This window comes from Streptomyces sp. NPDC033131, from assembly GCF_055578365.1.
On the sequence record NZ_JBVIPA010000032.1, the window covers coordinates 42,422 to 66,278 of the forward strand.

Sequence of the window (23,857 nt, forward strand, 5' to 3'; positions counted from 1 at the left end):
CGCCGTGGCTCCCGTGATGGCCGCGCCTGCGCGCAGCCGCGTGCCAGGGTCGCCGCCGACGGCCCCGCCGCGTCGGATCGCTCGTCCATAGGCCGTGCATCGCCCGTCGCCCCCCTCACAGTCTCAAAACGTCCATCCCCAGCGCCGAACGGTGCGGCGCAGCCCCTGTCGGGACGATACACCAGTCTCGTCACTCAGGGACATAGTTCCTCTACGCTCCGTGACGACCAGCGGCGATGCGAGCACGGACCGCGTCCGTGAGGTTGCGGAGGGTACCGGAAACGGATGACACGCTTGTTGCGCCGGTCGTGCGGGGCGTACGCGCGGCGCTCATCTCGCAGGCGTCACGCGCCCGTTGGGCCTGTCGTAAGGATCACGTTGCGCAGGGGCTCCCGGTTCACGAATCGGCTCAACTGGTCCACCAGCAGTCGCTTGGCGCGGGGCAGGAACGCGGAGGTGGGCCCTCCGACGTGCGGGCTGACGAGCACCCCGGGCGCCTGCCACAGAGGGTGCCCCGGGGGCAGCGGTTCGGGGTCGGTGACGTCGAGGGCGGCGGTGATACGGCCGCTCTCCAGCTCGGCGAGCAGCGCCTTGGTGTCGACGACCGGGCCCCTGGCCACGTTGACCAGCAGCGCACCGTCCTTCATGCGGGCCAGGAAGTCGCCGTTCACCAGGTGACGGGTGGTCTCGGTGAGGGGCGTGGCGAGGACGATCACGTCCGCCTCGGGGAGCAGGGCGGGAAGTTCGGTGAGCGGATGCACCGGACCGCGCGCCGTGGTGCGCTCGGAGCGCGCGACGCGCGCCACCCGCGCGACCTCGAAGGGAACGAGCCGGTCCTCGATCGCTGATCCGATCGAGCCGTACCCCACGATGAGGACGTTCCGGTCGGCGAGCGCGGGCCGGAACCCGCCGCGCCACTCCCCCTTGTCCTGGGCCCGCACGAAGTCGGGGACGCCGCGCAGCGAGGCGAGGATCAGGGTGAGGGCGAGCTCGGCGGTGCTGGCTTCGTGCACCCCGCGCGCGTTGCACAACCGCACGCCGGCGGGCAGGTACTTGAGGCCCGGTTCGATGGCGTCGGTGCCGGCCGACAGTGTCTGCACGACCTGCACCGAGCTCATGCGGGGCACCGGCCGCAGGACGACCTCGACGGGCTTCATGTAGGGGACGACGTAGTACGCGCAGTCGGCCGGGTCTGCGGGAAAGTCCTCACCACCGTTCCAGAAGCGGTAGTTCGGGCCTGCGGGGAGCCCTTCGATGTCTTCCGGCGGAATGGGGAGCCACACGTCTGCAGTCATGGTCAGGAGGCTATGTCAGGCACTACCGGGCGCAGAGGTTAGGTTGGGGGACCAGGAGAGGGAGGGTCACGGCCAGGTGGAGCGCAGGACGATCGGCGCGGCGGCGCTCACGGTGGGGGCCGTCGGACTCGGGTGCATGCCGATGAGCTGGGCGTACAGCGGTTCGCGGCAGCGTGGTGACGAGTCGCTGCGGGCCGTGCACCGGGCGCTGGACCTGGGCTCGACCCTCCTGGACACGGCGGACATGTACGGCCCGTTCACCAACGAGCTGCTGCTGGGGCGGGCACTGAAGGAGCGTCGCCGAGACGCCTTCGTGTCGACCAAGGTCGGCCTGCTGGTGGGCGAGCAGCACATCGTGGCCAACGGCCGCCCCGGCTATGTGAAGCGTGCCTGCGACGCCTCCCTGCGCCGCCTGCAGACGGACGTCATCGACCTCTACCAGCTCCACCGGGCGGACCCCGAGGTGCCCGTCGAGGAGACCTGGGGTGCGATGGCGGAACTCGTCCAGGCCGGAAAGGTACGGTCGTTGGGGCTGTGCGCGGTGGGCGCGCGGGGCGGCCGCAGGTCCGGGGCCCGGTTGCACGACGCGACGATCCGGCAGTTGCAGCGCGTCCAGCAGGTCTTCCCGGTGAGCGCGGTGCAGGCCGAGCTGTCGGTGTGGTCGCCGGAGTCGAAGGAGTCCCTGCTGCCGTGGTGCGAGGCGCGCGGCATCGGCTTCCTCGCGGCGATGCCCCTCGGCAACGGGTACCTGACCGGCACTCTCACCCCCGGCGGGGGATTCGAGCCGGACGACGTGCGTGCCCGCCATCCCCGCTTCACCGCGGAGATGATGGCCGCGAACCAGCCGATCGTGGCCGGCCTGCGCCGGGTGGCCCGCCGCCACGGCGAGGAGGTCACCTGCGCCCAGGTGGCCCTGGCCTGGGTGCTGGCGCAGGGACGGCACGTGGTCCCGGTGCCGGGCTCCAAACAGGAGCGCTGGGTGACGCAGAACGCGGGGGCGGCGACCCTGCGCCTGACGGCCCGGGACCTGGCCGAGGTGGCGGAGCTGCCGGGGGCGCAGGGGTCCTGGGAGTAGGGATCGAGGTTCACCGCCTTGCGTTTTCGGGGGTCGGGTTGCGGTGATCGGGAACCTGTGAGGCGCGAGCGGTGTATGACAAGGAGAACCTGCCGCGAGACCGCCCCGTCGAAGGGACCATGATCGTGCAACGTCGAGCTGTGTCGGCCGTATTGGCCGCGACCGCGCTCGTGCTGACGGCCGGCTGCTCCTCCGACAGCGGAGGTGAATCGTCCAGCGGCAGTGACAGCGCCCCACCGAGCAGTACGACACCGGGGTCGTCGTCGCCCGCGGAACAGACCGCCGACCCCACACCTCCCGCCAAGGGCTCGGTGAAGGTCGTCCGCACCGTCGCCGAGGGCCTGAGCACCCCCTGGGGCCTGGCCCCGATCCCGGACGGCGACCTGCTGGTCTCCTCCCGCGACGAGGCCACCCTCACCCGGGTCGACGAGGAGACGGGCAAGAAGACCGAGCTGGGCGAGGTGCCCGGGGTGTCCCCGGCCGGCGAGGGCGGTCTGCTGGGCATCGCCCTCTCCCCGGACTTCGCCTCGGACCACATGGTGTACGCGTACTTCACCTCGGCCTCCGACAACCGCATCGTCCGCATGCTGTACGACGAGGAGAAGCCGGCCGGCGAACAGCTGGGCGCACCGGACACGGTCTTCAAGGGCATCCCCAAGGGCGTGATCCACAACGGCGGCCGGATCGCCTTCGGGCCGGACAAGATGCTGTACGCGGGCACGGGCGAGAGCGGTGACACCGGTCTGTCCCAGGACACCAAGTCCCTCGGCGGCAAGATCCTGCGCATGACCCCGGAGGGCGAGCCCGCTCCGGGCAACCCGTTCCCCGACTCGCCGGTGTATTCGTACGGCCATCGCAATGTGCAGGGCCTCGCCTGGGACGACAAGCAGCGACTGTTCGCCTCGGAGTTCGGCCAGGACACCTGGGACGAGCTGAATGCGATCAAGCCCGGCGACAACTACGGCTGGCCGGAGGCGGAGGGCAAGTCGGGCGGCTCCGAGTACCACAACCCGACAGCCCAGTGGGGCACGGACGACGCCTCCCCCAGCGGTGTCGCCTACGCGGAGGGTTCCGTCTGGATGGCGGGCCTCAAGGGTCAGCGCCTGTGGCGCGTTCCCCTGAAGGGCACGGAGGCCTCGGCCGAACCGCAGGCGTTCCTGGAAGGCGAGTACGGCCGGCTGCGGACGGTGGTCGCGGCGGGCGGCGACAAGCTGTGGCTGGTCACCAGCAACACGGACGGCCGGGGTGACCCGGAGGCGGGCGACGACCGGATCCTGGAGATACAGGTCAGCTAGGGCCTGTGTCGTCCGTGGAGGAGTCTTCCTCGTCCGGCTGTGGCGGCCGTACGACGACTTTCCCGGACGTGAGGTCTATCGGCCCGCGTCCGGGGTCGGCGTCGCCGATGTCCTCCCGGGTGAGCTCCAGCCGTTTCTGCTCGTCGCGGGTGTGTTTGCGGCCGGGGGCGAACAGTTCCTCGAAGGGGTTGAACACGGAGTCTCCCTCAGCCGGTGTCCTGTCCAGCGTAGGCCTCAGGGCGCCGTCCGCATCGTGAGCGTTTTCTCGGACGGGAACAGCCCCAGCCGATGCGCCACCGCCGCCGCCTCGCCGCGGCCGGAGACACCGAGCTTGGCCAGGATGTTCGAGACATGCACGCTGGCCGTCTTCGGGGAGATGAAGAGCACCTCGGCTATCTGTCGGTTGGTGCGGCCCGCGGAGACCAGCCGCAGGACGTCGCGTTCCCTGCCGGTGAGGCCGAGGGTGTCGGCCGGGTCGGCGGCGGGCGCCTGCTCGGAGGACCGGTTCAGGGGGAGGCGGGCGCGTTGGGCGAGGAGCATGACGGAGTCGGCGAGCGGGCGGGCGCCGAGGTGGCAGGCGACGGCGTGGGCCAGGCGGAGAAGTTCCGTCGCGCCGTCGCGGTGGTCGGCGCCCTCCTCCGACAGCAGCAGGGCCTCGGCCAGGCGGTGGCGGACGCGGGCGAGGTCGTAGGGGCGTTCCAGGACCTCGAAGGCGGTGACCACCTCCGTCCAGGTGTCCGCGCAGGCACCGCCCTCGGCTCGGAGCACTTCGGCGCGGACCCAGCGTTCGTAGGCCTGCCAGACGGGGACGTGAGTGGGCAGGGACTTGGCCGTGGTGCGGATGCGTTCGAGGATCTCGGGGCGGCCGGGGCCGGCGGCGGGCAGGGCGCGGGCGTCGGCCTCCGCGGCGGCCGCGCTGAGCAGCATCCGCCAGACGTAGCGCTGGGTGGCGGGTGGGAAGCCGGCGTCCATGGCGCGTGCGAGTTCGGCGCGGGCGTCCAGGAGGCGGCCCTCGCCCGCGGCGATGCCGATCGCGATGCGGACCAGGGGCAGCTCGTGCTGGGGTGCGCGGTCGTGGTTGCCGAAGTGGCCGCGCGCGGCGGCCAGATGGCCGGCGGCGGCGGTCAGCTCTCCTGCGGCCAGGGCGAGTTCGGCGCGGAGGGTGGCGTGGAAGCCACGGGGCTTCGCGCTCTGGCCGACGCGTTCGGCCTTGGTTCCCGCTTCGGCGGCGCGGTCCCAGCGGCCCAGGGAGTACAGGGTCTCGGCGTAGTTCCCCCAGATCCAGGCCTCGGAGTCCAGCAGCCCGAACTTCTGGGAGTAGGCGAGGCCTTCCTCCAGGATCGGAACGGCCTGCGTGGAGCGGCCGACGGATTCGAGGGCGTCGGGCAGGTTCACATAGGCGCGGGCCGCGATGGCGGAGATGCCGTACTCGACGGTCCGCTGTTTGACCTCGGACATCTCGGCGAGACCCGCCTCGACGTCACCGGCCTCGACCATGAGCCCGCCGAGTGTGAGGCGGGCGTTCATCTCGGTCTCGCGGACGCCGACCATGCGCGCGTACTCCACGGCGCGTTCGGCGGCCGTGAAGGCGTCGGGTCCCGGGGCGTGCACCATGGACCAGTTGGCGACGTTGGCGAGGACCTCGGCGTGCACCTCCGACGGCGGCAGACCGCGTACCAGATCCTGTGCGGTGGCCAGTTCGGCCCAGCCGTCGCCGCGGGACAGCGCCTGGATCAGACGCGAGCGCTGGGTCCAGAACCAGGCGGCGCGCAGCGGGTCGTCCTCGTCCTCCAGCAGCCGCAGCGCCCGCTTGGTGATCTTCAGGGCGCGTTCGCGTTCCGAGCACAGCCGTCCGGCGACCGCGGCCTCGGCCATCAGGTCGAGGTAGTGCAGCGGGACGGCGGCCGGGTCGCAGCCGCCGGAGGTCCCCCCGCGCCTTCCGGGCAGTGCGGGAGCGTGGATCTCGGTGTAGTCGGTGGGCCGGAGCCTGCCGCGGACCTCTTCGGGGGTGGCGTCCCACAGTTCCATCGCGCGTTCCAGCAGCCGCAGTTGTTCGGAGTAGGCGTGCCGGCGGCGGGCGGTGACGGAGGCGTCCAGGACGGCGGGCAGAGCCTTGGCGGGGTCGTGGGCGTGGTACCAGTAGCTGGCCAGGCGCATCACGCGTTCACCGGCGGGGACGAGCGTGGGGTCGGCCTCCAGGGCTTCCGCGTAGCGGCGGTTCAGGCGGGAGCGTTCGCCGGGCAGCAGGTCGTCGGCGACGGCCTCGCGGACCAGGGAGTGGCGGAAGCGGTAGCCGTCGCCGTCGGGTGCGGCGAGCAGCAGGTTGGCGTTGACGGCGGCCCTGAGCGCCTCGATGAGGTCGTCCTCGGCGAGCCGGGCGACGGCGGCGATCAGCCGGTACTCGACGGTGGAGCCGCCCTCGGCGACGATCCGGGCGACCCGCTGGGCGCTGTCGGGCAGGCTCTCGACGCGGACCAGGAGCAGGTCGCGCAGGGAGTCGGTGAGACCGGTGCGGCAGCCCTCGTGGGCGGCGACGGCGAGTTCCTCGACGAAGAAGGCGTTGCCGTCGGAGCGTTCGAAGATGTCGTCGACCTGGGCCGGGTCGGGTTCGTGGGCGAGGATGCCGGCGATCTGGCGGCCGACCTCGGCGCGGTTGAAGCGGCCCAGTTCGATGCGGTGGACGGTGCGCAGCCGGTCGAGTTCGGCGAGCAGGGGGCGCAGCGGGTGGCGGCGGTGGATGTCGTCGGCGCGGTAGGTGGCGAGGACGACGAGGCGGCCGGTGCGCAGGGTGCGGAAGAGGTAGGCGAGGAGGTGGCGGGTGGAGGCGTCGGCCCAGTGCAGGTCCTCCAGGGCGACGACGACCGTGCGGTCGGTGGCGACGCGCTCCAGGAGGCGGGCGGTGAGTTCGAAGAGGCGGGCCATGCCCTCCTCGTCGTGCCGGCCGGGGGCGAGCTCGCCGAGTTCGGGCAGCAGCCGGGCGAGTTCCTCCTCCTGTCCGGCGGCCGCGGCGGCCAGTTCGTCGGGCAGTTCGCGGCGCAGGGCCCGCAGGGCGGTGGAGAAGGGGGCGAACGGCAGCCCGTCGGCGCCGATCTCGACACAGCCGCCGAGCGCGACGACGGCACCGCCCCGGCAGGCGGCGGTGGCGAACTCCTCGACGAGGCGGGTCTTGCCGACGCCGGCCTCACCCCCGAGCAGTAACGCCTGCGGCTCGCCCGCGGCAGCGCGGGCGAGCGCGTCGTTCAGCGTGTCCAGCTCATCGGTGCGACCGACGAACACCGGACTGACGGACCTGGTCTCCACGGGCCCGAGCATCGCACGCGGGTCCGACAGTGCGGCACCGGTTTTCGCGGGGAGACCGTCCCCCGCCCCGGCGGTCATGCCGTGCGCGGGAACCGGTGCCTGCGGGGGCGGCCGGTATGCACCTCGCCCTCGGCGGCGCGTTCGGCCGCCTCGCGGCGGGCGGCGCGGCGGCCGCGGACGGCCTCCCGGGCCAGGCGCTCGCGCTCGGCCCTGCGGATCAGTTCGGCGGAGCGGAGCCGGACGATCTCGTACTCGTACATGGTGTGTCCCCCTGTGTCCTGGTGAGGCGCCGGTTTCGGCTTCGCTTGCTGCGATGTCTCCACCTTCGTCTCCCAGGCGGGTCCGCCACATCGGGAGAGTTCCGCATCTTCGGCGGCGGGCAGGGCCTTAGACGTGCGTGAGGGGCCTTAGGAGGGCCGTAAGACGCTCACGGCATTCCTAAGACCCCTCGGGTCACGCGGTGTGTCAGCTCGCCGACGGCAGTCCCAGCAGGAAGTCCGTGTACTTCAGGACGGCCAGGAGCAGGCCGATGACGCCGAGCGCGACACCGCCCCAGGCGACCGACTTGATCCACACGGCCTGCGGCTTTCCGGGCGTCCCGAAGGCGGGGCGGGCGAGGACCACGGCACCGACGATCAGCGCGGCGAGGGCGAACAGGCCGGCCCACAGCGCGGTGGTCTTCCAGGCGTCGCCGTACACCTCCTTGACCTGCGTGGCGACGTTCGCGGTGGACGAGGTCCCCAGCTGGCCGATGAGGGTCTCGCGGGCGGCGGCGATGGTGGAGATCCAGCCGCCGGTGAGCGAGACGACGCCGAGCGCGGCGGAGACGACGGCACCGGCACCCTGACCCACGCCCGTCGGGCCTTCCGCCACGACCGGCTCGAGCTCCTCGTCCAGGTCGTCGGCGTCGGTGCCGGCATCGGCCTCGGCGGCGGCCTCGGTCTTCGTCACCTCGTCGGTCTTGGTGAGGTCGGTGGCGCCCGTCTTCTCCTCGTCGGTCGTGGTCTCGGCACCCGTCGTGGCACCGGTCTCGTCAGCTGTCTTGGTTCCCATGTCCGGCACCGTACGGATCCTGTCTGAGAGGTTTCTTAACGTTGGCTGTGGGCGGTACGCGCGCGTGCGTCCCGCCACTCGGGCGCGAGAACGGACCACACCTCGAGGTCGTGCCGCACCCCACGATAGGGGTGCGTCTCGCGCCGGACTCCCTCCAGGGTCATCCCCAGCCGCCGGGCCACGTTCAGGCTGGGTGTGTTCCCCGCGGCGGCGATCCACTCGACGCGGTGGATACCGCGCTGCTCGATCGCGAAGTCGATGAGGACCCGCATCGCCCGGGTGACCAGGCCGCGTCCGGTGCCGGCGGGCTCCAGCCAGCAGCCGACCTCGCAGTTGCCGGTGTCGGCGTGGAAGTTCAGGAAGAGCACACCTCCCACGAGCTGCCCGTTCAGCCACAGGCCGTGCAGGGATCCGGTGTCGGCGGCGCGCATGTCGGCGTACCGCTGGAGCGTCTCGCGCGCGGAGTCCACGTCCGTCGCCTGGGAACCGAAGGCGATGAACTGTCCGATGAACTCGCGCCCCCGGTCCAGGTGCGCCAGGAACTCCTCGGCGTGCCACGGCTCCAGGGGACGCAGCTCGGCTCCGTCGTCACCCAGGGATATCGCGTACATCCTCTTTTTCCCGCCCCTTCGCCAGTACGTCCGCCGCCTCGGCGTCCGTCGCGGCGGCCAGCCTTTCATGGGCGGCACGGCACTCGGGCGGTTCGATGCTGAGGCGGGGCATACGGCGGTCCAGCCAGCGCGGCAGCCACCAGTTGGCGCCGCCGAGCAGGTGCATGAGGGCCGGCACCAGCAGCGTACGGAGCACGAAGGCGTCGAGGGCGACGGCGGCGGCGAGCGCGATGCCGAACATGGCGATCACGCGGTCGCCGCTGAGCACGAAGGCGAGGAAGACGGAGATCATGATGACCGCGGCGGAGTTGATCACCCGGCTGGTCTCGGCGAGGCCGACGCGGACGGCCCGCCGGTTGTCGCCGGTCTCCAGCCACTCCTCGTACATCCGGCTGACCAGGAAGACCTGGTAGTCCATGGAGAGCCCGAAGAGGACGGACACCATGATCACGGGGAGGAAGGGCTCGATCGGCCCCGCCCGGCCGAGCCCGAGCAGTTCGCTCCCCCAGCCCCACTGGAAGATCGCGACGACGACACCGAAGGCGGCGGCGACGGCGGCGACGTTCATCGCGGCGGCCTTCAGCGGTATGCCGACGGACCGGAAGGCGAGCAGGAGCAGCAGACAGCCGAGGCCGATGACGACGCCGACGAACAGGGGCAGCTTGCCGACGATGACGTCGGCGAAGTCATCGTAGCCGGCTGTCACCCCGCCGACCTGCACGTCGAGGGCGGTGCCCTTCTCGGCGCGCGGCAGGACCTCGGTGCGCAGCCGGTCGACGAGGTCGCTGGTGCGCTGGGACTGCGGCGACGACTCGGGGACGAGCGTGAAGTACGCGGTGTCGCCGCCGGTGTCGTACGTCACCGGTGTCACCGACGCGACGCCCTCGGTGGAGCGGATCGTCGCGTCGAGGTTGTCGAGGGCGAGCTTGTCCTCGGCACCGCCGACGTGGGTGACGAGGGTGAGGGGGCCGTTCACGCCGGGTCCGAAGCCGTCGGCGAGGAGGTCGTAGGCCTGGCGTGTGGTCGACGCCTGCGGGTTGTTGCCCTGGTCGGAGGTGCCCAGGCGGAGTCCGAAGGTGGGCAGGGCGAGGACCGTGATCACGGCCAGGGCGAGCGCGCCGAGCAGCTTGGGGTGGCGCTCCACGAACGCCGACCAGCGGGCGGCGAGCCCGGTCGGCAGCTCGGGCTGGGGCCCGTGTTCCGCGAGGTGGCGCCGCTCGCGTCGGCTGAGGGCACGCATGCCGATGAAGGACAGCAGGGCGGGCAGCAGGGTCACGGAGGCGGCGACCGTCAGGACGACGGTCAGCGAGGCGGCGATCGCGACGCCGTTGAGGAAGCCGAGCCGCAGGATCAGCATCCCCAGCAGGGCGATGCAAACGGTGGCACCCGCGAAGACCACCGCGCGTCCGGTGGTGGCGACGGCGTTGGTGACCGCCTCCGTCACGGACAGTCCGCGTTTGAGGCCGCGCCGGTGTCTGGTGACGATGAACAGCGCGTAGTCGATGCCGACCCCGAGCCCGATCAGCATCCCGAGCATGGGCGCGAAGTCGGCGACGGTCATCACGTGCCCGAGCAGCCCGATCCCGGCGTACGCCGTGCCCACGCTGACCAGCGCGGTGGCGATGGGCAGCAGCGAGGCGGCGAGCGAGCCGAAGGCGAGGAACAGGACGACCGCGGCGACGACCACGCCGACCACCTCGGCGAGGTGGCCGCCGGACGATTCGGTGAGCCCGATGGCGCTGCCGCCCAGCTCCACCTGGAGCCCGTCGGTCTCGGCGTCCTCGGCGGCGCTGACGACGGCCTGTGCCTCGCCCTGGTCGATGGTCTCGGCCGGATCGTCGAAGGTGACCGTGGCGTACGCGGTGTGTCCGTCCGCGCTGATCCGGGCGGCGCCCTGCTCGGCGTAGGGGCCGGACACGTCGGCCACGCCGGGCAGGGCCTCGATCCGGTCCAGGGTGCGGGTCATGACCTGTTCGACGTCGGCGGCGCGGACGGTGCCGGACGTGGTGTGCCAGACCACGGTGTCGCTGTCGCCGCCGAGGTCCGGGAAGCCGTCGCGCAGCAGTTGGGTGGCGCGGCCCGATTCGGTGCCGGGGACCTCGTAGTCGTTCGAGTAGGCGGAGCCCGCGACGGCGGCGGCTGTGCTCACTCCGCCGAGGGCGAGGAGCCACAGGAGAACGACGACGAGGCGTCGTTGGACACACCAGCGTGCGAGGGCTGCCACGAACGTGCTCCCGGGGGGTTATTTGTGGATCTTTGACCGGGAACAGTCGTTCATAAGACGTCATTCGATTACATGATGTGAACGGCCCGCAAAGAACGCATGAGCAATGTGAGGACCACTCTTGCAGGCGAAAGTGATCGTTTGCCTCGTTCGTGGGCTTGTTCACAGGAGTGGGAGGCAGATCACAGGACAGTAACGGGCAGTCTGTCACCTCAGTCGAACTGGTCGCCCAGCGCCATCACCATCACACCGCCGACCAGCAGCCACAGGGCCCGCCGGGTGCGCCCCCGGGACCCGAGGACCGACGCCAGCCCGCACACGGCCGCGCCGAAAGCGTAGGCGGCCGGGACCAGCGTGGGTGCGGAACCGGTCAGGCGTAGCGTCGACGCGGCGAGGCCCGCGAGCGTCAGCACCGCCCCCGTCGCCGCCGCCGTCCAGCGTGCCCGCCGGGCGTCCTCGGCCGGGTCTCCGACGTCGGGCATCTCGGAATCACCGCGTCCGCTCATGGCGGGCGAGCGTAGCGCGTCCCGCCGGGAAACCCGGATGCGGGGCCTGGCGGCCGACTGCTAGCTTCCGCGGGTCCCTCGTCCTCGCGGCCCCTCGCCGCCGGCCTGAGCAGGTGCGTTGTTTGAGCGTCCGACCGAGCTCCTCCGTATCCCTTTCCGCTTCCCCGGACTCAAGGAGCCCGTTCACCGATGCCAGACAACACCCAGAAGTCCTCGAATGAGGACCTCGCCAAGCGGCTCAGCAGCGCCCGCTACCCGCGCAGCAACGGCTACGACGTCCGCTGGACCATCGAGAACCAGATGGGCCCGCACGCGCTGTGGCTGCTGGAGTGGCTCGCGCCCGCTCTCGGCCTGGACGCCCTGCGCCCCGGCGCCCGCGTCCTCGATCTGGGCTGCGGCCGGGCCATGACCTCGGTCTTCCTGGCCAGGGAGTACGACGCCCAGGTCACCGCGGCCGATCTGTGGGTCGCGCCCGACGAGAACGCCCGGCGGATCGCCGAGGCCGGTTTCGCCGACCGTGTGCTGCCCGTGCACGCCGAGGCGCACGACCTGCCGTTCGCCGAGGGCGGCTTCGACGCGATCGTGAGCATCGACGCCTACCAGTACTTCGGCACCAACGACCTCTATCTGCCCACGCTGGCCCGGCTGTTGAAGCCGGGCGGGCGGATCGGTGTCGTCGTGCCCGCGCTGCGGGAGGAGCCGGCGGGCGCCGAGCCGCCGGAGCACCTGAAGCCGTTCTGGGACCCCGGCTTCTGGGCCTTCCACACGCCCGCCTGGTGGCGCCGCCACTGGACCCGCAGCGGGACCGTGGAGGTCGAGACCGCCGACTGGCTGGAGGACGGCTGGAAGGACTGGCTGCTGTGGAGCGAGGTGTGCGCCGAGGAGAGCCCGAGCGAGTTCATGGCGGGCATGGCCCGTGAGTCGGTGGAGCTGCTGCACGCCGACGAGGGCCGCGCACTGGGCTTCGCGCGCGTGGTCGGCCGCCGTCGGTGAGGAACGCCGGTCGACACGCCGGTGAATGACACACCGGGGGGACGCATCGCGGCCGATGCGTCCCCCCGGTGCTCACTGCCAGGGGGCCGACGAGGGACTCAGCCCTCGCTGACGCCCAGCTTCTCCAGAATCAGTTCCTTGACCCGAGCCGCGTCCGCCTGCCCGCGCGTGGCCTTCATGACCGCGCCCACCAGGGCACCGGCCGCGGCCACCTTGCCGCCGCGGATCTTGTCCGCGACGCCCGGGTTGCCGGCGATGGCCTCCTCCACGGCGGTGGTGAGAGCGCCCTCGTCGGAGACGACCTTCAGACCGCGCTTGTCGACGACCTCGTCCGGGGTGCCTTCGCCCGCGAGGACGCCTTCGATGACCTGACGGGCCAGCTTGTCGTTCAGGTCGCCGGAGGAGACCAGCTTGCTGACGCGGGCGACCTGCTCCGGCGTGATCGCCAGCTCGTCGAGCGAGCGACCCGACTCGTTGGCGCTGCGGGCCAGCTCACCCATCCACCACTTGCGGGCGGAGGCCGCGTCGGCACCGGCCTCGATGGTCGCGACGATCGGCTCCAGCGCACCGGCGTTGAGGATCGCCTGCATCTCGGTGCCGCTGATGCCCCACTCCTCGCGCAGGCGGTTGCGGCGGACCAGCGGCAGCTCGGGCAGACCCGACCGGATCTCCTCGACCCACTCGCGCGAGGGGGCCACCGGCACCAGGTCCGGCTCGGGGAAGTACCGGTAGTCCTCGGCCTCCTCCTTGACGCGGCCCGAGGTCGTCGACCCCGTGTCCTCGTGGAAGTGCCGGGTCTCCTGGATGATCGTCCCGCCGCTGTTCAGCACGGCAGCGTGCCGCTGGATCTCGAAGCGGGCCGCCCGCTCCACCGACCGCAGCGAGTTGACGTTCTTCGTCTCTGACCGCGTGCCGAACTTCTCCCGGCCGTGCGGGCGCAGCGACAGGTTCACGTCGCAGCGCATCTGGCCCATTTCCATCCGGGCCTCGGAGACGCCGAGCGCCTTGATGACCTCACGCAGCTCACGGACGTAAGCCTTCGCCACCTCGGGAGCACGCTCGCCCGCGCCTTCGATCGGCTTGGTGACGATCTCGATGAGCGGGATGCCGGCGCGGTTGTAGTCCAGGAGCGAGTGCGAGGCGCCGTGGATACGGCCCGTCGCGCCACCGACGTGCATCGACTTGCCGGTGTCCTCCTCCATGTGGGCGCGCTCGATCTCCACGCGGAAGGTCTCGCCGTCCTCCAGCTGTACGTCGAGGTAGCCGTTGAAGGCGATCGGCTCGTCGTACTGGGAGGTCTGGAAGTTCTTCGGCATGTCCGGATAGAAGTAGTTCTTCCGGGCGAAGCGGCACCACTCGGCGATCTCGCAGTTCAGCGCGAGACCGATCCTGATCGCGGACTCGACACCGGTCGCGTTGACGACCGGCAGCGAGCCGGGCATGCCGAGGCAGGTGGGGCAGGTCTGCGAGTTGGGCTCGGCGCCCAGCTCGGTCGAACAGCCGCAGAACATCTTCGTCCTGGTGCCGAGTTCGACATGGACCTCGAGGCCCATGACGGGGTCGTACGACGCCAGCGCGTCCTCGTACGACTCCAGGTCGGTCGTGGTGGTCACGGTGAAACTTCCCTCTCAGCCCAGCAGGACGTCGTCGTCGCCCAGCCGCTTCAGCTCGCGGTAGAGGATGGCGAGACTGGTGACGATGGCGACGGCGGACACGGTGGCGTCGATCAGGACCAGGGTGTCCTTGTCGGCGCGGGCCTTCTTCAGCCGCTTGGCGACGCCGAACGCGCCGAACGCGGTCCCGGCGATGGACAGGTACGTACCGGACTTGGACTTCTTGAAGCCCTTGGCCTTGGTCAGTGCACTCACAGCGACGGAGCCTCCTCGATCAACGGGTGACCCCACCTTTCCACGAAGGCGGCCTCGACGGCGGCGCCGACCTTGTAAAGCCGCTCGTCCTTCAGCGCGGGGGCGATGATCTGCAGCCCGACCGGAAGGTTGTCCTCCGGGGCGAGACCGCAGGGCAGCGACATGGCCGCGTTGCCCGCCAGGTTGGTCGGGATGGTGCACAGGTCCGCGAGGTACATCGCCATCGGGTCGTCGGCGCGCTCGCCGATCGGGAAGGCGGTGGTCGGCGTGGTCGGCGAGACGATCACGTCGACCTGCTCGAAGGCCTTCTCGAAGTCGCGGGTGATGAGCGTACGGACCTTCTGGGCGCTGCCGTAGTACGCGTCGTAGTAGCCGCTCGACAGGGCGTAGGTGCCGAGCATGATGCGGCGCTTGACCTCGGGGCCGAAGCCCGCCTCACGGGTGAGGGAGGTGACCTCCTCGGCCGAGTGGGTGCCGTCGTCGCCGGTCCGCAGGCCGTAGCGCAGGCCGTCGAAGCGGGCCAGGTTGGACGAGCACTCGGAGGGCGCGATGAGGTAGTACGCCGACAGGGCGAGGTCGAAGGACGGGCAGTCCAGCTCGACGATCTCGGCGCCCAGCTCCTTGAGGAGGGCGACGGACTCGTCGAACCGCTGGATGACGCCGGCCTGGTAGCCCTCGCCGCGGAACTGCTTGACCACGCCGACGCGCATGCCCTCGACGCTGCCGTTGCGGGCGGCCTCGACGACCGGCGGGACCGGGGCGTCGATGGAGGTGGAGTCGAGCGGGTCGTGCCCGGCGATGACCTCGTGCAGGAGGGCCGCGTCCAGGACCGTACGGGCGCAGGGGCCGCCCTGGTCGAGGGAGGAGGAGAAGGCGACCATGCCGTAGCGGGAGACCGCCCCGTACGTCGGCTTCACGCCGACCGTGCCGGTGACGGCGGCCGGCTGGCGGATGGAGCCGCCGGTGTCGGTGCCGATGGCCAGCGGGGCCTGGAAGGAGGCGAGCGCGGCGGAGGAACCGCCGCCGGAGCCGCCGGGGATCCTGGTGAGGTCCCAGGGGTTGCCGGTCGGGCCGTAGGCGCTGTTCTCCGTCGACGACCCCATGGCGAACTCGTCCATGTTGGTCTTGCCGAGGATGACGACGTCGGCGGCCTTCAGCTTCTTCGTGACGGTCGCGTCGTACGGCGGGATCCAGCCCTCGAGGATCTTCGAGCCGACGGTCGTCGGGATGCCCTCGGTGGTGAAGATGTCCTTGAGCGCGAGGGGAACGCCGGCCAGCGGACCGAGCTTCTCCCCCCTGGCCCGCTTCTCGTCGACGGCACGCGCCTGGGCGAGAGCGCCCTCGCGGTCGACGTGCAGGAAGGCGTGCACCTTCTCGTCGACGGCCTCGATGCGGGCCAGGTGGGCCTCGGTGACCTCGACCGCGGTGAGCTCGCCGGAGGCGATCTTCGCGGCGGTCTCGGCGGCCGTGAGCTTGATGATGGTGACGTTGTCCGTCATGGCGGTTAGTCCTCCCCCAGGATCTGCGGCACCTTGAAACGCTGCTGCTCCTGGGCCGGGGCGCCGGAGAGCGCCTGCTCGGGGGTGAGCGACGGACGGACCTCGTCCGCGCGCATGACGTTCGTCAGCGGGAGCGGGTGCGAGGTCGGCGGTACGTCTTGGTCGGCGACCTCACTGACGCGGGCGACCGCGCCGATGATGTCGTCCAGCTGTCCCGCGAAGTGCTCGAGCTCTTCGGGCTTCAGCTCCAGACGCGCCAGCCGGGCGAGGTGGGCGACCTCCTCGCGCGTGATGCCAGGCATGCAGCGATCCTCAGGGGTGAGTGAGTGTGGTTTGGGGCCAATCCTATGCGGCGGCGGCCTGTGGCCGTTAAACGGTTACGCGAGCGCTCGTCACCCGCCGTCTGCCGCCGACTTCCTGTGGCCGCCGAGGGTGCTCAAGAAGCTACTCCGCGGCCGGCAACGCCGCCCGCGGCCGCTGCCACCCCCGCGACCCCCGCGCCCGCAGCCACGCCGTCGTCTCCCCCGGCGGCATCGCGGCCGCGACCAGCCAGCCCTGTACGGCGTCACAGCCCATGTCCCGCAGCCGCTCCCAGGTCTCGTCGTCCTCGACGCCCTCCGCGACGACGAGCAGGCCCAGGGAGTGCGCGAGGTCGACGGTGCAGCGCACGATCTCCGCGTCCTCGGTGTCGACGGCCAGCCGGGCGACGAACGAGCGGTCGATCTTCAGTTCGCTGACGGGGAGCCGGCGCAGGTGGACCAGCGAGGAGTAGCCGGTGCCGAAGTCGTCCAGGGACATCTTCACGCCGTGGCCGGTCAGCGCGGCGAGGGTGTCGGCGGCGCGCTGCGGGTCCTCCAGGAGGACGTGTTCCGTTATCTCCAGTTGGAGCGCTCCCGCCGGGACGCCGTGTCGGGCCAGCCGGGCGGCCACCGAGCCCGCGAAGCCGGGCGTGTGGACGTCGCGCGGGGAGACGTTGACCGCGACCGGGACGAACAGCCCCTGTGAGCGCCACTCGGCGACCTGGGCGAGGGCCGTGTCCAGCACGTACTCGGTGAGGTGGGGCATCAGGCCGGACGACTCGGCGATGGCGATGAACTCGTCCGGCGGGACCTTGCCACGCTCGGGGTGCACCCAGCGGACCAGGGCTTCGAGTCCGGCCACCTGTCCGTCGAAGCGGACCTTGGGCTGGTAGTGCAGTTCGACCTCGCGCGCGTCGAGGGCCCGGCGCAGATCGCCCAGCAGTCCGAGCCGGTCCGGGGTGTTGGAGTCCCGCTTGGACTCGTAGACCTCGACGCCCGTACGGTCCCGCTTCGCCTGGTACATCGCGACGTCCGCCCGGCGCAGCAGCCCCTCGGCGTCCAGGGCGTGGTCCGGGAAGACGGCGACTCCGGCGCTGGCCTCCAGGACGAGGGTGAGGCCGTCGAGGTCGAGCGGGGAGCTGAGGGCGGCGACGAGGCCGCGGGCGACCCGGGTCGCGGAGGTCGTGGAGTCGGCGACCGGCAGTAAGACGGCGAACTCGTCGCCGCCGAGCCGGGCGGCCTCCGCACCGCGCGGCAGAGCCAGCCGGAGCCGGTCGGCTATCTGGAGGAGCAGCCGGTCACCGGCGAGGTGACCCAGTGTGTCGTTGACCGACCGGAAGCGGTCCAGGTCGATCAGCATCAGGGCGGAGCGGGCGCCGATGCGTTCGGCCTCGTCCAGGGCCGTCCAGATGCGTTCCAGCAGCCACTGGCGGTTGGGAAGCCCGGTCAGCGGATCGCGCAGCTGCTCCTCCGCCCGGGCCCGGGCTATCCACAGGGTGGAGTCGAGGGCGACGAGGGGAATGGCGAACATCGGCAGCAGGATGGGCTTGGCGCTGGCGACCACGCAGACCAGGGGGGCGATACCGAGCAGCGCGACCGCGACCAGGCCCTGCCTGACCAGGGCGGTGCGGGCGACGGTGGGCAGTCCGCCCGAGCGCGGGGCGTTCAGGTACCAGCCCAGGGTGCGGGTGACCGCGAGGTAGGCGACCGCGACCAGCACCACCTCGGGGGCGGTGTAGAGGGTCCAGGTCTCGGGGTCCCAGGGGTGCTCGACGGACGGCACCCGGCCGAACGCGCCCAGCACCAGCGCTCCGGCGCCGATGCCGAGGATGTCCACCGCGCCGTGCAGGACGCCCTCGCGCCAGCGTCCGCGGCGGGCCACGCCGACCAGCAGGACGACGGTGAGGCTGACCATTCCGGACGGCACCCAGCCGTAGAGCAGCAGGACGGCGAGGGTGAGGGCGGCGCCGGATCCGGTGCCGCCCCACCAGCGGGCCCGGCCGAGTGCGACCAGGTGGCCGACGATGACGCCGGTCAGCACGGCCAGCGACCAGCCGACGGTGCCGGACGGGAAGAGCGCGTGGCCGTCGGTGAAGGCCCGGTAGAAGCCGGCGCCCAGCACGAACCCGGCCGCCGCGACGACCGCCGTGGGCAGCGCGGGCCACGCCAGGTGCCGTTCCCCATCGGCGTCCCGCTGCCCGGATGTGTGTTCGCCGGCGTGCTGTGAGGGGCTGGGGCCGTCGGTCTGCGTGTAGGGTCCGGCCGGGTAGTGTCCGGCAGGGCGCCCCTCCGCGCCGGGACGCTCCGCGGGCCGCCCGCTCCGCATGCCCTCTCGCCATGCGCCGACCATCCGGCGCAGGCGCAGCCGTGAGTCCGGGGCGGCGCTCTCGCTCGGTTCCATTCCCGTCCCTCTCACAGCCGGCGGTGCCCACGCCACGCGGCCCGATGCCCGACAACACTCGACGGTGCCGCGTTGGAAAACCCTTCCCCGTGCTCTTCATGACTCTTCAAGAGCAAAGGGATGCCCCGACCGCAGCTGGGCACGGCAGGCGCACATCTCAACAGTAGGCCGCAGAAGGCTTCCACGGGCACCGGTCGTCGACGGTTGCCCGAATGCGCCCCGGCCACCCGTATGCATCTGGTATGCGCCGATCGGGTGGCCTTCAACCGCTGCTCCTCGCTACTCCTGAGCCGGAAGGGCGACTTCCGCCGCCGCCTCCGGTCCCTGTTCCAGCAGGACGTCGAAGCCGTCCTCGTTCAGCACGGGCACCTTGAGCTGCATCGCCTTGTCGTACTTCGAACCTGGATTGTCACCCACTACGACGAAAGACGTCTTCTTCGAAACAGAACCGGTCACTTTCGCGCCAAGAATTTGCAACGCCTCCTTGGCGCCATCGCGGGTGAAGCGTTCGAGTGTGCCGGTCACGACGACGGTGAGCCCTGCGAGCGGACGAGGGCCCTCGTCCTCGCCGGAGCCCTCCTCCTCCATCCGGACGCCGGCGGCCTTCCACTTGCGCAGGATCTCCTGGTGCCACTCCTCGGAGAACCACTCTTTGAGTGATTTCGCGATGATCGGGCCGACGCCGTCGGTGTTCGCGAGCTCCTCCTCGGAGGCCTGCTCGATGCGGTCGACGGAGCGGAACTCGCGGGCCAGCGCCTCGGCGGCGACCGGGCCCACGTGACGGATCGACAGGCCGGTGAGGACGCGGGCGAGCGGGCGCTGCTTCGCGGCCGCGATGTTCTCCAGCATGGCGAGCGCGTTCTTCCTCGGCTCGCCCTGCTGGTTGGCGAAGACGGTGGCGACCTTCTCCTCGCCGGTCTTCGGGTCACGCTTGGGCAGGCCGCTGTCCTGGTCGAGGACGTACGCCTTGATGGGCAGCAGCCGCTCGATGGTGAGGTCGAACAGGTCGCCCTCGTCGGACAGCGGCGGCTCGGCGGGCTCCAGCGGCTTGGTGAGGGCCGCGGCGGCGACGTACCCGAAGTGCTCGATGTCCAGCGACTTGCGGCCCGCGAGATAGAACAGACGTTCGCGCAACTGGGCGGGGCAGGTGCGGGCGTTCGGACAGCGGAGGTCGATGTCGCCCTCCTTCATCGGCCTCAGCGGTGTGTCGCACTCAGGGCACTTCGACGGCATGACGAAGGGCTCCTCGCTGCCGTCGCGCAGGTCGACGACCGGGCCGAGGATCTCCGGGATGACGTCACCTGCCTTGCGCAGCACCACGGTGTCGCCGATCAGCACGCCCTTGGCCTTGACGACGTCCTGGTTGTGCAGGGTCGCGAACTCCACCTCGGAGCCCGCGACGGTGACCGGTTCGACCTGGGCGTACGGAGTGATCCGGCCCGTACGGCCCACGCCCACGCGGATGTTGATGAGCTTGGTGTTCACCTCTTCGGGCGCGTATTTGTATGCGATCGCCCAGCGCGGGGCGCGCGAGGTGGAGCCCAGCCGGCCCTGGAGCGGGATCTCGTCGAGCTTGACCACGACCCCGTCGATCTCGTGCTCCACGGAGTGCCGGTTCTCGCCGTAGTACGCGATGAACTCCCGTACGCCGTCGAGGCCGTCGACCACCTTGTTGTGGCGGGACGTGGGCAGGCCCCAGGTCTTCAGCAGGTCGTAGCCCTGGGAGAGGCGGGTCATGCCGTCGAAGCCCTCCAGGGCTCCGATGCCGTGCACGACCATGTGGAGGGGGCGGGTGGCGGTGACGCGCGGGTCCTTCTGACGCAGTGAACCGGCCGCCGCGTTGCGCGGGTTGGCGAAGGGCTTGTCGCCCGCCTCGACCAGGCGGGCGTTGAGCTCCTCGAACTTCTCCATCGGGAAGTAGACCTCGCCGCGGATCTCCACCAGGTCCGGGACGCGGTCGCCGGTCAGACGGTCGGGGATCTCCGCGATCGTACGGACGTTGGGCGTGATGTCCTCGCCGGTGCGGCCGTCGCCTCGGGTCGCCGCGCGCGTGAGGCGGCCGTGCTCATACGTCAGGTTGACGGCGAGCCCGTCGACCTTGAGCTCGCACAGCAGGTGGTAGCCGGGCGCGCCGACGTCCTTGGCGACGCGCTCGGCCCAGGCCGCGAGCTCCTCGTCGCTGAAGGCGTTGTCGAGCGAGAGCATGCGGGAGCGGTGCTGGACCGCCGTGAACTCCGTCGCGTACGCCCCCGCGACCTTCTGGGTCGGCGAGTCCGGCGTGCGCAGCTCGTGGTGCTCCTCCTCCAGCGCCTCGAGGGTGCGCAGGAGCTTGTCGAACTCCGCGTCGCTGACGACCGGAGCGTCCTTCACGTAGTACCGGAAGCGGTGCTCCTCGATCTGCTCAGCGAGCTGCGCGTGCTTCTCCCGTGCCTCGGCGGGCACCGTCGTCTCCGCTTGCTCTTCGCCGGCCACCGTGTTGTCCTCCCGTTACTCTGGGTTGTCCGCGAGGGACCTCGCCGCCCGGACGCAGTGGGCGAGGGCCTCGCGCGCATACGCGGGGGACGCCCCCGCGAGTCCGCACGACGGCGTCACCGTGACCGCCTCCCCGAGAAGCCCCGGATGCAGCCCCAGCCTGCGCCACAACGTCCTGACACCCATGACGCTACCGGCAGGGTCTGACAACGAGCCGTCCGTGCCCGGCACGACACCGGCGAAGAGCCGGGTGCCGCCTTCCACCGCCTCGCCGATCACGTCGTCGTCACGCTCGGTGAGAAGCGAGAAGTCGAAGGAGACGGCCGCCGCGCCCGCCCGGCGCAGCAGGGCGAACGGGACGTCCGGTGCGCACGAGTGGACCACGACCGGCCCGCCGCCGTGAACCCCGATGACCTCCCGGAGCGTGGCCTCGACGGCCTGGCGGTCGGGGACGCGGTAGGTGCGGTAGCCGCTGGCCGTCCTCACCTGACCGCGCAATACGGCGATGAGGGAGGGTTCGTCGAGCTGCAGCACGATCTGGGCGCCGGGTACGCGGCGTCGCACGTCCGCGAGATGCTCGCGCAGTCCCTCGGTGAGCGAGCCGGCGAGGTCGCGGTAGGCGCCTGGGTCGGAGAGGACCGCCTCGCCGTTCTTCATCTCGAGGGCCGCGGCGAGGGTCCACGGCCCGACGGCCTGCACCTTCAGCTGCCCCTCGTAGCCCTGGGTGAACTCCTCCAGTGCGTCGAGGTCCTGGACGAGCCACGACCGGGCTCGCCTGGTGTCCCGTCCCGGGTGGTCGCCGAGCCGCCAGCCACTGGGCTCCACGCGCGCGTACAGCTCGACGAGCATCCCGGCGGTCCGGCCGATCATGTCCGCGCCGGGGCCGCGGGCGGGGAGCTCGGGCAGGAACGGGAAGTCGTCGAAGGATCCGGTGGCGGTCCTGGCGGCCTCCAGGGCGTCGCCGCCGGGGAGGGAGCCGATGCCGGTGGCGGGGGCGAAGCTGAAGGTTGCGGTCACGTGCAGAAGCCTACGTAGGTGGTGGTGGGGGGTGGTGCTCCGGTGCGGGGCGGTTTCTCGCCCCCGCCGCCCCTACCCGTCCCATCCTCCAGGGTCGCTGCCCCTTCGACCCCGTACCAGGGGGCTCCGCCCCCCAGACCCCCGGCCTTCGCCCACCCACCACCCGTCTCGGTGGGTTGAAAGGGTGACCTCTGAACCCACCGAGACGGGTGGTGGGTGGGCATAGGCCGGGGGTCCGGGGGCGGAGCCCTCAGGGGCGCGAACCCCCACGGCCGTCAGCCGTCAGCGGCCCGGGCGGACCGTCAGGTCGTTGATCTCCGCGTCCCTCGGCAGGTCCACGGCCAGCAGGATCGTCGCCGCCACCGACTCGGGGTCGATCCACTGCGACGGGTCGTACTCCTTGCCCTCCTGCTGGTGGACCTTGACCTGCATGGGGCTGGCCGTGCGGCCGGGATACACCGAGGTGACACGGACGCCGTTCGCGTGCTCCTCGTGGCGCAGCGCGTCCGCCAGGGCCTTGAGGCCGTGTTTCGACGCCGCGTACGCCGACCAGTCGGCGTGGGCGTTCAGGCCGGCGCCGGAGTTCACGAACACCACGTGACCGTGCGCGGCGCGGAGTTGGGGCAGGAAGTGACGGGTCAGCTCGGCGGGGGCGATGAGGTTGACGTTGAGCTGGTGGCGCCAGGACCTGGGGGTCAGCTCGCCCACCGGGCCCAGGTCGACGACCCCGGCGATGTGCAGCAGGGAGTCGACGCGGTCGGGAAGCGACTGGTGCGAGAAGGCCCAGGACAGCTTGTCGGGGTCCGCGAGGTCGCCCACCAGTGTCTTCGCGCCGGGGAACTCCGCGGCCAACTCCTTCGCGCGGCCGGCGTCGCGCGCGTGCAGCACGAGTTCGTCCCCGCGCGCGTGCAGGCGGCGGGCCACGGCCGCGCCGATGCCGGAGCCGGCTCCGGTGATCACATGAGTAGCCATGTCCGCCATGCTCGCATCAGGCCCCCTCAGGCCACGCCCCGGCTCTCCTCCAGGTACGCCAGCGCCCCCACCGGCTCCTCCGCGAAGAACACCAGGTCGCTCAGCGGGCGCGGCAGGAAGCCCTCGTCCTCCATGCGGCGGAACTGCTCCTTGAGGCCGTCGTAGAAGCCCGCGGTGTTGAGGAGCACCACCGGCTTGTCGGTGTGGCCGTGCTTCTTCAGTTCCAGGATGTCGGTCGCCTCGTCGAGCGTGCCGGTGCCGCCGACCATGATGACGACCGCGTCGGCGTTCTCCAGGAGGAGTCTCTTGCGCTCGGCCAGGTCGTGCGCGACGACCATCTCGTCGGCTCCCTGACGTGCCTTGGCCGCCAGGAACCGCACGGTGACGCCCAGCAGCCGGCCGCCCGCCTCGTGCACCCCGTCGGCGACCACCTTCATCAGCCCGACGTCGGATCCGCCCCACACCAGGGTGTGCCCGCCCTTGCCGATCAGCTTGGCGAACTCGCGCGCGGGGCGGGTGTACCGCTCGTCGAGGTCGGCCGCGGAGAGGAAGACGCAGATTCGCATGAAACCACCGTAGCCGGGAAGAACCGGCGGCCCGTGAGCGCTGTTCCGGTATGGCCCATGGACACACGATCACCATCGAGCAGGGCACGCAGCGCGTACGGGTCGTCCACGGCGACCGCGTGCTGGCGGAGACCGAACGGCCCCTCCTCCTACGGGAGACGGGCTGTCCGGTGCGGTACTACATCCCCCCTGAGGACGTACGGCTCGACCTGTTGACGCCCTCCGAGACGCACACGTACTGCCCGTTCAAGGGCACCGCCTCCTACTGGTCGCTGCCGGACGCGGCCGACCTGGTCTGGGCGTACCCCGACCCGAAGCCGGACGTGGCCGGCATCAAGGACCACCTCTGCTTCTACGAGGTGGAAGTGTCGTGACCGGTTAGTCCGGTGTCGTCCGGCAGTCTTCACAGGC

Annotated in this window: 21 protein-coding genes; 4 read left to right on the forward strand and 17 right to left on the reverse strand. The window is 71.3% G+C overall.

What is annotated here, in order from left to right:
• Window positions 1-344: 344 nt before the first annotated feature.
• On the reverse strand, window positions 345-1,295 hold the full coding sequence (locus tag ACZ5XS_RS32380) for a 2-hydroxyacid dehydrogenase (RefSeq protein ID WP_468657338.1): 951 nt from the start codon (window positions 1,293-1,295) through the stop codon (window positions 345-347).
• A 76-nt stretch (window positions 1,296-1,371) separates the two neighbouring features.
• Here ACZ5XS_RS32380 and ACZ5XS_RS32385 point away from each other — a divergent pair, with 76 nt between their 5' ends.
• Entirely contained in the window at window positions 1,372-2,370 is a 999-nt protein-coding gene (locus ACZ5XS_RS32385; protein WP_468657340.1) for an aldo/keto reductase, read from the forward strand.
• 119 nt (window positions 2,371-2,489) lie between these two features.
• Window positions 2,490-3,665 carry a PQQ-dependent sugar dehydrogenase gene (locus ACZ5XS_RS32390; RefSeq protein ID WP_468657342.1) on the forward strand — a complete coding sequence of 392 codons (1,176 nt, stop codon included), beginning with the start codon at window positions 2,490-2,492 and terminating at the stop codon, window positions 3,663-3,665.
• Here ACZ5XS_RS32390 and ACZ5XS_RS32395 read toward each other — a convergent pair.
• The 7 genes from ACZ5XS_RS32395 to ACZ5XS_RS32425 form a co-directional block, all read right to left on the reverse strand.
• A complete protein-coding gene (locus ACZ5XS_RS32395) occupies window positions 3,658-3,861 on the reverse strand; it encodes a DUF6191 domain-containing protein (protein ID WP_468657344.1) in 204 nt (67 codons plus the stop codon). The genes ACZ5XS_RS32390 and ACZ5XS_RS32395 overlap by 8 nt on opposite strands.
• Window positions 3,862-3,899: 38 nt before the next feature.
• Entirely contained in the window at window positions 3,900-6,977 is a 3,078-nt protein-coding gene (locus tag ACZ5XS_RS32400; protein WP_468657457.1) for a helix-turn-helix transcriptional regulator, read from the reverse strand.
• Window positions 6,978-7,039: 62 nt separating this feature from the next.
• Window positions 7,040-7,225 carry a hypothetical protein gene (locus ACZ5XS_RS32405; protein WP_468657346.1) on the reverse strand — a complete coding sequence of 62 codons (186 nt, stop codon included), beginning with the start codon at window positions 7,223-7,225 and terminating at the stop codon, window positions 7,040-7,042.
• Window positions 7,226-7,430: 205 nt separating this feature from the next.
• A complete protein-coding gene (locus ACZ5XS_RS32410) occupies window positions 7,431-8,018 on the reverse strand; it encodes a hypothetical protein (protein WP_468657348.1) in 588 nt (195 codons plus the stop codon).
• 35 nt (window positions 8,019-8,053) lie between these two features.
• Window positions 8,054-8,629 (reverse strand): GNAT family N-acetyltransferase, encoded by a 576-nt coding sequence (locus ACZ5XS_RS32415; protein WP_468657350.1) that lies wholly within the window; start codon window positions 8,627-8,629, stop codon window positions 8,054-8,056.
• On the reverse strand, window positions 8,607-10,853 hold the full coding sequence (locus ACZ5XS_RS32420; RefSeq protein WP_468657352.1) for an MMPL family transporter: 2,247 nt from the start codon (window positions 10,851-10,853) through the stop codon (window positions 8,607-8,609). Before ACZ5XS_RS32420 ends, ACZ5XS_RS32415 begins: the two co-directional genes overlap by 23 nt.
• Before the next feature lie 212 nt (window positions 10,854-11,065).
• Window positions 11,066-11,359 carry a hypothetical protein gene (locus ACZ5XS_RS32425; protein ID WP_468657354.1) on the reverse strand — a complete coding sequence of 98 codons (294 nt, stop codon included), beginning with the start codon at window positions 11,357-11,359 and terminating at the stop codon, window positions 11,066-11,068.
• 189 nt (window positions 11,360-11,548) lie between these two features.
• Here ACZ5XS_RS32425 and ACZ5XS_RS32430 point away from each other — a divergent pair, with 189 nt between their 5' ends.
• On the forward strand, window positions 11,549-12,352 hold the full coding sequence (locus tag ACZ5XS_RS32430; RefSeq protein WP_468657356.1) for an SAM-dependent methyltransferase: 804 nt from the start codon (window positions 11,549-11,551) through the stop codon (window positions 12,350-12,352).
• 98 nt (window positions 12,353-12,450) lie between these two features.
• Here ACZ5XS_RS32430 and gatB read toward each other — a convergent pair whose 3' ends face one another.
• From gatB to ACZ5XS_RS32475, 9 genes are all read right to left on the reverse strand, one after another.
• Window positions 12,451-13,965 (reverse strand): Asp-tRNA(Asn)/Glu-tRNA(Gln) amidotransferase subunit GatB, encoded by a 1,515-nt coding sequence (gene gatB, locus ACZ5XS_RS32435; protein ID WP_468657358.1) that lies wholly within the window; start codon window positions 13,963-13,965, stop codon window positions 12,451-12,453.
• A 15-nt stretch (window positions 13,966-13,980) separates the two neighbouring features.
• Window positions 13,981-14,220, reverse strand: coding sequence for a hypothetical protein (locus ACZ5XS_RS32440; RefSeq protein WP_468657360.1), 240 nt, complete (start codon window positions 14,218-14,220; stop codon window positions 13,981-13,983).
• Window positions 14,217-15,719: an Asp-tRNA(Asn)/Glu-tRNA(Gln) amidotransferase subunit GatA gene (gene gatA / locus ACZ5XS_RS32445; RefSeq protein WP_468657362.1), complete on the reverse strand. Its 1,503-nt coding sequence runs from the start codon at window positions 15,717-15,719 to the stop codon at window positions 14,217-14,219. Before gatA ends, ACZ5XS_RS32440 begins: the two co-directional genes overlap by 4 nt.
• Before the next feature lie 5 nt (window positions 15,720-15,724).
• Window positions 15,725-16,021 (reverse strand): Asp-tRNA(Asn)/Glu-tRNA(Gln) amidotransferase subunit GatC, encoded by a 297-nt coding sequence (gene gatC / locus ACZ5XS_RS32450; protein WP_007384860.1) that lies wholly within the window; start codon window positions 16,019-16,021, stop codon window positions 15,725-15,727.
• A gap of 142 nt (window positions 16,022-16,163) precedes the next feature.
• Window positions 16,164-18,419: a putative bifunctional diguanylate cyclase/phosphodiesterase gene (locus ACZ5XS_RS32455; protein WP_468657364.1), complete on the reverse strand. Its 2,256-nt coding sequence runs from the start codon at window positions 18,417-18,419 to the stop codon at window positions 16,164-16,166.
• A 279-nt stretch (window positions 18,420-18,698) separates the two neighbouring features.
• The gene (gene ligA, locus ACZ5XS_RS32460; RefSeq protein WP_468657366.1) at window positions 18,699-20,891 is read right to left on the reverse strand and encodes an NAD-dependent DNA ligase LigA; all 2,193 of its coding nucleotides are present in this window, start codon (window positions 20,889-20,891) and stop codon (window positions 18,699-18,701) included.
• Between the two features lie 15 nt (window positions 20,892-20,906).
• Window positions 20,907-21,908: a methionine synthase gene (locus ACZ5XS_RS32465; RefSeq protein WP_468657368.1), complete on the reverse strand. Its 1,002-nt coding sequence runs from the start codon at window positions 21,906-21,908 to the stop codon at window positions 20,907-20,909.
• Window positions 21,909-22,190: 282 nt separating this feature from the next.
• Window positions 22,191-22,889, reverse strand: coding sequence for an SDR family oxidoreductase (locus ACZ5XS_RS32470; protein ID WP_468657370.1), 699 nt, complete (start codon window positions 22,887-22,889; stop codon window positions 22,191-22,193).
• A gap of 17 nt (window positions 22,890-22,906) precedes the next feature.
• Window positions 22,907-23,446 (reverse strand): LOG family protein, encoded by a 540-nt coding sequence (locus tag ACZ5XS_RS32475; RefSeq protein ID WP_468657372.1) that lies wholly within the window; start codon window positions 23,444-23,446, stop codon window positions 22,907-22,909.
• Between the two features lie 50 nt (window positions 23,447-23,496).
• Here ACZ5XS_RS32475 and ACZ5XS_RS32480 point away from each other — a divergent pair, with 50 nt between their 5' ends.
• The gene (locus tag ACZ5XS_RS32480; protein ID WP_468657374.1) at window positions 23,497-23,820 is read left to right on the forward strand and encodes a DUF427 domain-containing protein; all 324 of its coding nucleotides are present in this window, start codon (window positions 23,497-23,499) and stop codon (window positions 23,818-23,820) included.
• The last annotated feature ends 37 nt before the right edge of the window (window positions 23,821-23,857 follow it).